The organism is Nocardia thraciensis, assembly GCF_054782435.1.
In genome coordinates this window covers 163,171-175,437 of record NZ_BAAGSM010000023.1, presented here as the reverse complement: position 1 = coordinate 175,437, position 12,267 = coordinate 163,171, and the positions used below count along the sequence as shown (strand labels likewise).

Annotated in this window: 10 protein-coding genes; all 10 read left to right on the top strand. The window is 68.4% G+C overall.

All coding sequences use genetic code 11. The features are described 5' to 3' along the window. Position 1 precedes the first annotated feature (1 nt). Positions 2 to 1,483: a UDP-N-acetylmuramate--L-alanine ligase gene (gene murC / locus ACYVLQ_RS14555; RefSeq protein ID WP_460698259.1), complete on the top strand. Its 1,482-nt coding sequence runs from the start codon at positions 2 to 4 to the stop codon at positions 1,481 to 1,483. Between the two features lie 70 nt (positions 1,484 to 1,553). Further along, entirely contained in the window at positions 1,554 to 2,438 is an 885-nt protein-coding gene (locus tag ACYVLQ_RS14550) for a cell division protein FtsQ/DivIB (RefSeq protein ID WP_460697981.1), read from the top strand. Between the two features lie 357 nt (positions 2,439 to 2,795). After that, on the top strand, positions 2,796 to 4,046 hold the full coding sequence (gene ftsZ, locus ACYVLQ_RS14545) for a cell division protein FtsZ (RefSeq protein WP_460697980.1): 1,251 nt from the start codon (positions 2,796 to 2,798) through the stop codon (positions 4,044 to 4,046). Between the two features lie 288 nt (positions 4,047 to 4,334). Then, positions 4,335 to 5,072, top strand: coding sequence for a peptidoglycan editing factor PgeF (gene pgeF / locus ACYVLQ_RS14540; protein ID WP_460697979.1), 738 nt, complete (start codon positions 4,335 to 4,337; stop codon positions 5,070 to 5,072). Between the two features lie 291 nt (positions 5,073 to 5,363). After that, positions 5,364 to 6,113 (top strand): YggS family pyridoxal phosphate-dependent enzyme, encoded by a 750-nt coding sequence (locus ACYVLQ_RS14535; RefSeq protein WP_460697978.1) that lies wholly within the window; start codon positions 5,364 to 5,366, stop codon positions 6,111 to 6,113. Between the two features lie 188 nt (positions 6,114 to 6,301). Then, on the top strand, positions 6,302 to 7,108 hold the full coding sequence (locus ACYVLQ_RS14530) for a cell division protein SepF (protein ID WP_460697977.1): 807 nt from the start codon (positions 6,302 to 6,304) through the stop codon (positions 7,106 to 7,108). Positions 7,109 to 7,233: 125 nt separating this feature from the next. Then, positions 7,234 to 7,530, top strand: coding sequence for a YggT family protein (locus ACYVLQ_RS14525; RefSeq protein WP_460697976.1), 297 nt, complete (start codon positions 7,234 to 7,236; stop codon positions 7,528 to 7,530). Positions 7,531 to 7,608: 78 nt separating this feature from the next. Continuing rightward, positions 7,609 to 8,442 (top strand): DivIVA-like cell division protein Wag31, encoded by an 834-nt coding sequence (gene wag31, locus ACYVLQ_RS14520; RefSeq protein ID WP_460697975.1) that lies wholly within the window; start codon positions 7,609 to 7,611, stop codon positions 8,440 to 8,442. A 111-nt stretch (positions 8,443 to 8,553) separates the two neighbouring features. After that, the gene (locus tag ACYVLQ_RS14515; protein ID WP_460697974.1) at positions 8,554 to 8,757 is read left to right on the top strand and encodes a hypothetical protein; all 204 of its coding nucleotides are present in this window, start codon (positions 8,554 to 8,556) and stop codon (positions 8,755 to 8,757) included. Positions 8,758 to 9,071: 314 nt separating this feature from the next. Further along, positions 9,072 to 12,227: an isoleucine--tRNA ligase gene (gene ileS, locus ACYVLQ_RS14510; RefSeq protein ID WP_460697973.1), complete on the top strand. Its 3,156-nt coding sequence runs from the start codon at positions 9,072 to 9,074 to the stop codon at positions 12,225 to 12,227. Positions 12,228 to 12,267: the final 40 nt, after the last annotated feature.

Sequence of the window (12,267 nt, the reverse complement as noted above, 5' to 3'; positions counted from 1 at the left end):
GATCGCCGACCTGCCGCCGCTGCTGCAGCGGGTGCACATGGTCGGCATCGGTGGCGCGGGCATGTCCGGCATCGCGCGAATACTGCTGTCGCGCGGCGGTTCGGTCTCCGGTTCCGATGCCAAGGAGAGCCGGGGCGTGCTCGCGCTGCGGGCGCGGGGCGCCGAGGTGCGGATCGGTCACGACGCGGGAGCGCTCGACCTGCTACCCGGCGGCCCGACCGCGGTCGTCACCACCTATGCCGCCATCCCCAAGACCAACCCCGAACTGGTGGAGGCGAATCGGCGCGGCGTGCCGGTGCTGCTGCGTCCCGCGGTGCTGGCCGAACTGATGCGCGACCACCGCACCCTGCTGGTCTCTGGCACGCACGGCAAGACCTCCACCACCTCGATGCTGGTGGTCTCGCTGCAGCATTGCGGATTCGACCCGTCGTTCGCGGTCGGCGGCGAACTCAACGAGGCCGGGACCAACGCCCATCACGGGACCGGCGGATTCTTCGTCGCCGAGGCCGACGAGTCCGACGGCTCGCTGCTGCAGTACGACGCGGATATCGAGGTCGTCACCAATATCGAATCCGATCACCTGGACTTCTTCGGTTCCGACGAGGCCTACGTCCAGGTCTTCGACGACTTCGTGGCGCGGCTGCGCCCCGGCGGGCTGCTCGTGGTGTGCCTGGACGATCCGGGCTCGCGGGCGCTGGCCGAGCGGGTGGCGGCCCGGCACGCGGCGGGGGAACTGGACATCCGGATCCTCGGCTACGGCTCCGGCGAGATCGCCGACCCGCCCGTGCCGGTCGGCGTGCGCCTGCTGTCCTGGGAGCCGCGGGATGTGGGCGGCGTGGTCACCTTCCAGTTCACCGACGAACCCGCGCCGCGCACGCTGCGGCTGGCGGTGCCCGGACGGCACATGGCGCTGAACGCCCTCGCGGCGCTGCTCGCCGCGCGCGACGCGGGGGCCGAGACCGATGAGGCGCTGCAGGGGCTGGAGGGCTTCGGCGGCGTGCACCGGCGGTTCCAGTTCGTCGGCCGCGAGAACGGCGTGCGGGTCTTCGACGATTACGCCCATCACCCGACCGAGGTGCGCGCGGTGCTCGGCGCGGCGGCGGAGCTGGTGCGGCAGGAGGCCGCCGACGGCGCCCGCTCGCGGCAGGGGCGGGTGATCGTGGTGTTCCAGCCGCACCTGTACAGCCGCACCGCCACCTTCGCCGCCGATTTCGGCGCCGCCCTCGATCTCGCCGACGAGGTGGTGGTGCTCGATGTCTACGGCGCGCGCGAGAAGCCGCTGCCCGGAGTCAACGGCGCGCTGGTCGCACAGTCGGTCACCAAACCGGTGCACTATCAACCGGATATGTCGCGGGTCGGGCGGCAGGCCGCGAGCCTGGCCCGGCCGGGCGACGTGGTGATCACCATGGGCGCGGGCGATGTGACCATGCTGGGCGGGCAGATCCTGGACGGGCTGCGGGTGCGGCCGCCGACCGGGCGGTGAGGACGGTGCCGGGCGATTCGCACCCCGTCATCCCGGCGAACGCCGTGATCGGGAGACATAGGGGGTGCGCATGAGCTCTCGTGGTACACAGCGATATCCGGCAAACGACCTCGACGATGCCGACGCGTGGGACCCCGGCGACCGGGACGATTCCGATTCCGACCCGGCGGCCGGTCATCGCCGGTCGACCCGTCGCCGGGGCCGGTCGCGCGGCCGTTCCGGGCGGCCCCGGCGTCGGCGTGGGGGCATCGGCATCGCTCGGTTCACAGGCGGCGGTCGTGCCCTCGCGGACGCCTCGCCCCGGCGAATCGCCCTGTGGGGCTTGCCCGTTGTCGCGGTGGTGATCGTGCTGGTCGCGGTCGCGTATTTCACCCCGGTGTTCTCGGTGCGCACCGTGCGTATCGAGGGTGTGGCCGCGGTCCCCGAAGAGCAGGTGCGCGATGTGCTGCGCATCCCGGACGGCCGGTCGATGCTCCGCCTGGACACCGATGCGATGGCGCGGCGGGTGGCGGCCATTCCCAAGGTGCATTCGGCGCGGGTGCAGCGGAGTTTTCCGGGCACCGTGCGAATCATGGTCTCCGAGCGCACGCCCGTGCTGTACTTCGACAGTCCGGAGGGTCCGCACCTGCTCGACGGCGACAGTGTCGAATACGCCATCGAACCGCCGCCGCCCGGTGTGCCGAAGCTGAGCACGGAGCATCCCGGTGGTAGCGACGCGGTCACTCGGGCGGCGGTCACGGTGCTCACCGCGGCCCCGGCGGCGCTGCGGGTGCAGGTGGGAGAGGTTGTGGCGCGGTCGGTTTCGGATATCAGGCTGAATCTGCGTGACGGCCGCAGCGTTGTCTGGGGCGGTGCGGACGATTCCGCGCGCAAGGCGGCGGTGGTGCTGCCGGTGCTGACGCGGCCGGGGCGGGTATTCGACGTGTCGAGCCCCGATCTGGTAACGGTAAAGTGAGTGATACCCGTTGTGCTTTCAGGGTTTTCGGTGACTGTGAACGACAGCCGCCGAAATCCCGTGGGCACCAGGAACGATTCCCCGTGCTCGGGGCGGCCGTTCGCGATACGATGCGGGGCGGGCTCGGACGAGACGGATCACACAAGATTCTCACGCTCGCTTCGGCGCGCCTGCGCGCGGATTGCGCCGGGTGCGAATAGCGTTCCGCAGCAGTCGGATACTTGACATAACGCTAACCCTATTGTTGAGGTTTAGGGTTTGCCCGGACGAGTTCGAGCAGGCCCCGGGCTTCCACGGTCGGCGTTCTGCCGAGAATCCGAAAACGACAGGCTTTAGATCGAAGGAAGGCGAGAGCCCATGACGCCCCCGCACAACTACCTTGCAGTGATCAAGGTCGTCGGTATCGGCGGCGGCGGCGTGAATGCCGTCAACCGGATGATCGAACAGGGACTCAAGGGAGTCGAGTTCATCGCGGTCAACACCGACGCGCAGGCGCTGCTGATGAGTGACGCGGACGTCAAACTCGACGTCGGCCGGGAGCTCACCCGCGGGCTGGGCGCCGGTGCGGATCCGGAGGTGGGCCGCAAGGCCGCCGAGGATCACAAGGACGAGATCGAAGAGGTGCTCAAGGGTGCCGACATGGTCTTCGTCACCGCCGGCGAGGGTGGCGGCACCGGTACCGGTGGCGCTCCCGTGGTGGCCAGCATCGCCCGCAAGCTGGGCGCGCTGACCATCGGCGTGGTGACGCGGCCGTTCTCGTTCGAGGGCAAGCGCCGCAGCAATCAGGCCGAGGCCGGGATACAGGCGCTGCGGGAGTCCTGCGACACGCTGATCGTGATCCCGAACGACCGGCTGCTGCAGCTCGGCGATGCCGCGGTGAGCCTGATGGACGCGTTCCGCTCGGCGGACGAGGTGCTGCTCAATGGTGTTCAGGGCATTACCGACCTGATCACCACGCCGGGCCTGATCAACGTCGACTTCGCCGACGTCAAGAGCGTGATGTCCGGCGCCGGGTCGGCGCTGATGGGCATCGGCTCCTCCCGCGGTGAGGGCAGGTCGGTGAAGGCGGCCGAGGCGGCGATCAACTCGCCGCTGCTGGAGGCCTCGATGGACGGCGCCCACGGGGTGCTGCTGTCGATCGCGGGCGGTTCGGATCTCGGCCTCTTCGAGATCAACGAGGCCGCCTCGCTGGTGCAGGAGGCCGCCCACATCGAGGCGAACATCATCTTCGGCACGGTGATCGACGATTCGCTCGGCGACGAGGTGCGCGTGACGGTCATCGCGGCCGGTTTCGACGGCGGCACCCCCGCGCGCCGCATCGATTCCGCCGGTCGCTCGACCATCGGCCCGGCCCGAGCGGGCGAGATCGGCCAGACCTCGACACGCACCACCGATTTCGGCTCCACCCGCTCGACGGAGTCGACCCCCGCCCCCTCCACGGTCCAGCGCGGCCCGGCCCCCTCCTATGAGCCCCGCCCCACCCCCACCTACGAGTCCGTCCGCCCCACCAACGACCCGTCGGTAACCCACAACTCCCGCACCCACATCCAACCCCCGGACGAAGACACCGACGACGACGTCGACGTCCCTTCCTTCATGCGCCGCTAGGAACCCCCGAACGCACCCGCTCCAGCGCAAGGGAGCGGGTGCGTCCGCGTTCCCCACCCCCGCATCCGGCGCCGGGGCGCCGGATGCGGGGAACAAGGTGCACGGCCACTCGGATAGCAGGCTCACCGCACGAGCCAACGCCTCCACACCTTTACTGCAGCCTCCCCCTTCGTATCGCACGGATCCCGTATCGCGGCGGGCCTTCGTATCCCGGGCCTTCTCGGATTCTTGCGGGGTCGACGCGACCGAGGGCGGGAGTTGCCCGGTGGTGGCTATTAATCTCGGGGTATGACTGCTGCTGCTTCGGTTCGGACTCGGCGTGTGACGACTACGCGGGACGGGGGGTTCTCGCGGGCCCCGTATGACTCGTTCAATCTGGGGGCCCATGTCGGGGATGATCCGGAGGCGGTGCGGCGCAACAGGATACGGCTGACCGAGGGGATCGGGCTGGCGCCGGAACGGCTGGTCTGGATGGAGCAGGTGCACGGCCGCCACGTCGAGATCGTCGACGGGCCGCGCAGCGAACCGGTGCCGGTGACCGACGCGCTGGTCACCACCGTGCCGGGCCTGGCCCTGGTGGTGCTGACCGCCGACTGTGTCCCCCTGCTGCTGTCCGACGACGAGGCGGGCGTGATCGCCGCGGTGCACGCCGGTCGGGTGGGCGCACGGATCGGCATCGTGCCGCGGGTGCTGGAGGCGATGGCCTCGCTCGGCGCGAAACCCGAACGGATCGGCGCATTCCTGGGCCCCGCCGCCAGCGGCCGCCGGTACGAGGTCCCCGCCCAGATGCGCGACGACGTCGAGAAGCACCTCCCCGGCAGCGCCACCACCACCGCCAAGGGCACCCCCGGCCTGGATCTGCGCGCCGGAGTCCGCCGTCAGCTCGAGGAAGCGGGCGTCGGCGCGGTGGCGGTCGACCCCCGCTGCACCATCGAGGACGAGACGCTCTTCAGCCACCGCCGCGGCGCCCCCACAGGCCGCATCGCCGGGGTCGTCTGGATGGAAACCGAGGGATCCCCGGAGTGAGTGTTCGCGGCGAAATTCCGCATTTGTCGCACCCCGTGCGAGTTCTCGCACCCACTGCATCGCTTGTACGGGGTGCGTGAACATGCGCGGGGTGCGGCGGGATTGGGGCGTGCGACAAATTCCGAGGGCCGGAATGATGACCTTCCACGGCGCGGGAGATGAGAAGTTCGTAACGCCTGCCCCCATTTTCTGGGCTTGCACCTACAACCGCGCCATGAATGCGCGCGGAAAATGGACTATCGACACGCCCGAGACATTCGTGATCAGTTTCGCATTCGAGGGAGTTGTTCTATGACCGCCGAATCCGGCACCGCCGCAGCGGAATCCACGCGGGCGGCCGAACTGGCCAGTGCCCTGACCGGTCTGTCGGCCCGAATCGAGGCCGCGTGCCACGCCACCGGACGCGATCCGGGCGAGGTTCGGTTGCTTCCAGTAACGAAGTTCTTTCCCGCCGCGGATATCGAGGCCCTGTACCGCCTCGGACGCCGGGAATTCGGCGAATCGCGGGAGCAGGAGGCGGCCGCGAAGGGGGCGGCGCTGGGCCACCTGCCCGGCGTGCGCTGGCACATGATCGGCCGCCTGCAGCGCAACAAGGCCAAGGCGGTCGCGCGCTGGGCCTACGCCGTGCATTCGGTGGACACCGAGCGCCTGGCCGCAGCCCTCGACGGCGCGGCGGGCGCGGCCCGCGAGGATGGTCGCCGCACGGCGCCGCTGGAGGTGTTATTGCAGGTGAGCCTGGACGGCGATCCGACTCGCAGCGGCGTGTCCCCGGACGACCTGCCGCGGCTGGCAGATCAGGTGGCGGCCGCGGAGAACCTGCGGCTGGCGGGCCTGATGGCGATCCCGCCGCTGGCCGCCGATCCGGAGCCCGAGTTCGCGCGACTGGCCGCGCTGCACACCCGGCTGCGGGCCGATCATCCGGAGGCTGCCGAGCTGTCCGCGGGCATGTCCGGCGATCTGGAAGCCGCGATACGACACGGCTCGACCTGCGTGCGTGTCGGTACCGCGCTGATGGGCGAACGACCGATAACCTCTGGATAGCAAACAAACCTCATCAGTCACATTCGAAACATATGCTGGGGCTGACGAGGATTGAGGCAAGACTTCAACACCCCAGGCCAGCCGGGTGCCGTAGGAAGGTCGACCAGGATGTGCGAGCGCAGCGAGCGAGACATAAGCGCAGCCACGAGCATGCTCGTGCTGGGGCCGAGCGTTAGCGAGGTGGGAGTATGAGCACCCTGCACAGGTTCAAGGCCTACTTCGGCATGGTTCCCCTCGAGGAATACGAGGACGACTACATCGACGATCGCGGCCCGCGCGGCGTCGAGGAACACGGCGCGCGTCGGGGTTTCGTCGAGCCCCGCTACGACGGCGGCCGATCCCGTTTCTCCGACGACCGTTTCTCCGACGATCGCTTCGGCGACGACCCGGGCTATCCGGAACCGGCCTACAAGGCTCCGTACCAGCCCGGATACTCCGTCGCGCGCCGCGACGACTACGGCACGGAGTCCTACGGCGAGGACCGGTACGAACCGCGCCGCCCGACCCGCATCGACTCCGCGCCGTCGGGGCGCGCGCGGTCGATGGACCGGATCGGCGGCGGCAGCGGCGGCGCCTCGATGGTGCGTGGCACGACACACGGTGCGCTGGCGGTGGATCCGGAGGCCGAGCGGCGGATGGAGGAGCGGCGCATGGAGGAGCGGGCCCGCTTCGAACCCGCGCCGCGCCGCACCCCGGTCTTCGAGGACGGAGGCCCCTTGTCCAAGATCACGACGCTGCGCCCGCGGACCTACGCCGAGGCCGCCATCATCGGTGAGCGGTTCCGCGACGGCACGCCGGTGATCATGGACCTGGTGGAGATGAGCAACTCCGACGCGCGCCGGCTGGTGGATTTCGCCGCGGGCCTGGCGTTCGCGCTGCGCGGCTCGTTCGACAAGGTCGCGACCAAGGTGTTCCTGCTCTCACCGGCCGATGTGGACGTATCGGCCGAGGAGCGCCGCCGGATTGCCGAAACCGGCTTCTACAACCAGAAATAGCGTCGAAACCGGGGAGTGACGCCGCGGCCGCCGCCCCGGTCGACACGCCGCGAGCGGGGGAGTCGCGCCGGGGTCGGACGGCGCGGGGAGTTTGCAGGACACCGATTCTGAGGCAAAGTGGTCTGGTGGCCTTGTTCCAGGTGCTGTATGTACTCCTGTTCCTCTTCTGGCTGTTGTTGATCAGCCGAGTGATCGTGGAGTTCATCCGCAACTTCGCACGAGACTGGCATCCCCGGGGAGCGGTTGTCGTCGTCTTGGAGGTGATCTTCACGATCACCGATCCTCCGGTGAAACTCCTGAGGCGCTTGATACCTCCCGTGAACCTGGGTGGAATTCGGCTCGATCTGTCGATTATGGTCCTGCTTTTCATCGTGTTCATCTTGATGTCGGTGACCAGCAGGCTCGGACAGCCGGTCGCCTAGGTGTGACAGAATGGGCCGTGAACTTAGCTTGCTAGATCTACCGCTAGATCTCCGTACGAAGCGTGAAGGGATCCTTCCATGCCGCTGACCCCAGCCGATGTGCACAACGTCGCGTTCAGCAAACCGCCGATCGGGAAGCGCGGCTACAACGAGGATGAAGTCGACGCCTTCCTCGACCTGGTCGAGCAGGAACTCTCACGCCTCATCGAGGAGAATGCGGATCTGCGCCAGCGGGTTGCCGAGCTCGACACGGAGCTGACCGAGGCCAAGAAGGCCCCACGCCCGGCGCCGCAGGCGGTGAAACAGGCTCCGCCGCAGCCGGAACCGCCGAAGCCCGCGCCGGTGGCCCCGCCGGTCCCCGTTCCGGCCGCCCCGCCCGCCGCCCCGAAGGACGCCGCGGACGCGAACCTACAGGCCGCCAAGGTGCTCAGCCTGGCCCAGGAAATGGCCGACCGACTGACCAGCGACGCCAAGACCGAGGCCGAACAGCTGCTGTCGAACGCCAGAGCAAATTCGGAGCGACTGGTCAGCGATGCGCGCACCCGGTCCGAGGGCATGATCTCCGAGGCCCGCCAGAAGGCCGAGACCATGCTGTCGGACGCGCAAACCCGGTCGGACAACCAGTTGCGTCAGGCCAAGGAGAAGGCCGACGCCCTGCAGGCCGATGCCGAGCGCAAGCACACCGAGATCATGGCGACGATCACCCAGCAGCGCAGCGTGCTGGAGAGCAGGATCGAGCAGTTGAAGACCTTCGAGCGGGAGTACCGGGTGCGGTTGAAGTCGTATCTGGAATCGCAGCTCGAGGAGCTGGAGAATCGTGGCTCGGCGGTGCCGGTCGACGGCGGTGAGGCCTTCGACGGCGCAGGGACCAACAACCACGCACCGGCGCAGTTCGCGAAGGGCGGCAAGTAGTTCCGTTCGTTCGGATGCTCGCCGACTCCGCGGCAGTCCCGGGAGCGGCGCGCAGCGCAGTCGTGTGGTCCGCAGGTTCGTCGAGCCACTTGGCCCGCCTAGGGGGTGACCATGCTCGTCTTGACGCTCGTCCTGGCCGCGATCGGATTCGCCCTGCTGGTGACCGCACTCACCACCGGCTCGGTGATCTGGGCGTGGGGTTGCATCGTGGTATGTGTCATCGGTGCCGTACTGCTACTGGTTAGTGCGCTATCGATGCGCGACTCCGGCGACGACGATTCGTCGTCGCGCCCCGGTCGGCATGCGAAGCGATGAGGCCTGTCCATGGCTGGTTGGGCCACGCCACTGGGGCCCGGAAATAACATTGCCCGTCGGGGCTACAATCAAACCTGTAAGACGGCACTGATCCGGCAATCACCGGGGAGCCTTCGGAAGAACGGCGTTCGCGCTCAGTAGAACCGAACGGGTGAGCCCGTCACAGCTCGCGACGAGAGGTCCGTGCGCATCGAGCCCGGCACGGACAAGCGGGGTGGTACCGCGGTCTCGGCACACCGGCGCCGAGGATCGTCCCCGTGCCCACGGATACGCGCCCAGCACGGCGCGTCGGCACGAGGAGACCACTGCCCGATATGGCGGACGAGACTTCCAGCAACAACGCCGCTTACCCCCGCGTGGATCTGGGCGCCGGTGGGCAGGTGTCGTTCCCGCGCCTGGAGGAGCGCGTGCTCGAGTACTGGGCCGCCGACGACACCTTCCGCGCCAGCATCGAGAACCGTTCCGGCGGAGACGAGTTCGTCTTCTACGACGGACCGCCGTTCGCCAACGGGTTGCCACATTACGGTCACCTGCTCACCGGGTACGTGAAGGATTTGATCCCACGTTTCCAGACCATGCGAGGCAAGAAGGTGGAACGGCGGTTCGGCTGGGACACCCACGGCCTGCCCGCGGAAATCGAAGCGGAGAAGCAGCTCGGTATCACGGACAAATCACAGATCGACGCGATGGGTCTCGCGGAATTCAATGCCGCATGTAAATCGTCTGTGTTGCGTTACACCAATGAGTGGCGCGCGTATGTGACCCGTCAGGCCCGCTGGGTGGACTTCGACAACGACTACAAGACCCTCGATCCCGACTTCATGGAGTCGGTCATGTGGGCGTTCAAGTCGCTGTACGACAAGGGGCTGATCTATCAGGGCTTCCGCGTGCTGCCCTATAGCTGGTACGAGCAGACGCCGCTGTCGAACCAGGAGTCGCGCCTCGACGACGCCTACCGGATGCGCCAGGATCCGGCGGTCACCGTCGACATGACCCTGTCCGTTCCGGACGATCATCCGCTGCGCGAACTGGACGGCGCGAACGCGCTGATCTGGACCACGACGCCGTGGACGCTGCCGTCCAACCTCGCGATCGCGGTGCACCCGGACCTCACCTACGCGCACGTGCGCGGCGCGGACGGCAAGCGGTATCTGCTGGCCTCCGAGCGGGTCTCGCACTATTCGCGCGAGCTGGGCGAGCAGCTGGACCTGCTGTCCGAGCACGCGGGCGCGGCGCTGGCCGACCTGCGCTACACCCCGCCGTTCGACTTCTTCGCCGGGCACCCGAACGCGTTCCGGGTCTTGAACGCCGACTACGTCACCACCGACTCCGGTACCGGGGTGGTGCATCTGGCCCCGGCCTTCGGTGAGGAGGACATGGCGGTCGCCGCCGAGGCTGGCATCGAACTGGTGCAGCCGCTCGACCCGGGCGGCAAGTTCACCTCGATGGTGCCGCCGTACGAGGGCCTGATGGTGTTCGACGCCAACCCGGTCATCATCAAGGACCTCAAGGCCGCCGGAAAGATGTTGCGGCACGAGACGATCGAGCACTCCTATCCGCACAGCTGGCGTTCCGGACAGCCGCTGATCTACATGGCGGTGCCGTCCTGGTTCGTCGCGGTCACCAAGGTCCGCGACCGGATGATGGAGCTGAACCAGCAGATCGACTGGGTGCCCGGGCATATCCGCGACGGCCAGTTCGGCAAGTGGGTGGAGAACGCCCGCGACTGGAACATCAGCCGCAACCGGTACTGGGGCGCGCCGATCCCGGTGTGGGTGTCCGACGATCCCGAGTACCCGCGCACCGACGTCTACGGCTCCCTGGACCAGCTCGAGCACGACTTCGGCGTGCGCCCGGCCGATATGCACCGCCCGGCGATCGACGAGCTGGTGCGGCCGAATCCCGATGACCCGACCGGGAAGTCGATGATGCGGCGCGTGCCCGAGGTGCTGGACTGCTGGTTCGAGTCCGGGTCGATGCCCTATGCCCAGGTGCACTACCCGTTCGAGAACAAGGAGTGGTTCGAGGGCACGCACGACGCAAAACCGCACAGCCCCGGCGATTTCATCGTCGAGTACAACGGGCAGACCAAGGGCTGGTTCTACAACCTGCACGTGCTGTCGACCGCGCTGTTCGATCGTCCGGCGTTCAAAACCGCTGTGGCGCACGGCATCGTGCTCGGCGACGACGGGCTCAAGATGTCCAAGTCCAAGGGCAACTACCCGGATGTCAACGAGGTGTTCGATCGCGACGGCTCCGACGCCATGCGGTGGTTCCTGATGGCGTCGCCGGTGCTGCGCGGCGGCAACCTCGTCGTCACCGAGCGCGGGATCCGCGAGGGCGTGAGCCATGCGCTGCGGCCGCTGTGGAACGCCTGGACGTTCCTGCAGCTGTACGCGTCGGAACCCGGTGCGTGGCGCACGGATTCGACGCATGTGCTGGATCGGTACATCCTGGCCAAGCTGGCCTCGGCGCGGGATGTGATCACCGCGGCCCTCGAGGCCTACGACATCGCCGCGGCCTGCGACGAACTGCGCTCGTTCGCCGACGCGCTCACCAATTGGTATGTGCGCCGGTCGCGTTCGCGGTTCTGGGAGGAGGACCGCGCCGCCATCGACACCCTGCACACCGTGTTGGAGGTGACCACGCGGCTGGCGGCCCCGCTGCTGCCGCTGATCACCGAGGTGATCTGGCGCGGGCTGACCGGCGGCCGCTCGGTGCACCTGGCCGACTGGCCGGGTGAGACGGAGCTGCCGAAGGATCCGGAGCTGGTGTCGGCGATGGACGAGGTGCGCGCGGTCTGCTCGACGGCGCTGAGCCTGCGCAAGGCCCAGAACCTGCGGGTGCGGCTGCCGCTGTCCGAATTGACCATCGCCGCACCGGATGCCGATCGCCTCGCGCCGTTCGCGGATCTGGTCGCCGACGAGGTGAACGTCAAGAAGGTGGATCTGACCACCGACGTCGCCGCGCACGGCCGCTTCGAACTGGTCGTCAACGCGCGCGCCGCCGGGCCCCGGCTGGGCAAGGACGTGCAGACGGTGATCAAGGCGGTGAAGGCCGGGGAGTGGACCGAGAGTCCCGAGGGTGTGGTCGGCGCGGCCGGAATCGACCTGCTGCCGGAGGAGTACACCCAGCGCTTGGTCGCCGCGGAACCCGAATCGACCGCCGCCCTGCCCGGCAATGCCGGTCTGGTGGTGCTGAATTCGGAGGTCACCGAGGAGTTGGAGGCCGAGGGTTGGGCCCGCGATCTCATCCGCGACCTGCAGGAGACCCGCAAGTCCGCGGGCCTGGACGTATCCGACCGCATCACGGTCGTCCTGGACGTCCCCACCGATCGCAAGCAGTGGGCCGAAACCCACCGCGACCTCATCGCGGGCGAAATCCTCGCCACCGACCTTAGTTTCGGCGACGCGGGCCCGGCGGCCGCCGAAGTGGTCGGCGGCGTCCGAGTCTCCCTCACCAAGGCCTGACCCCGCCCCGAGCGTGCACTTCTCGCCCGCAACGGGCGCG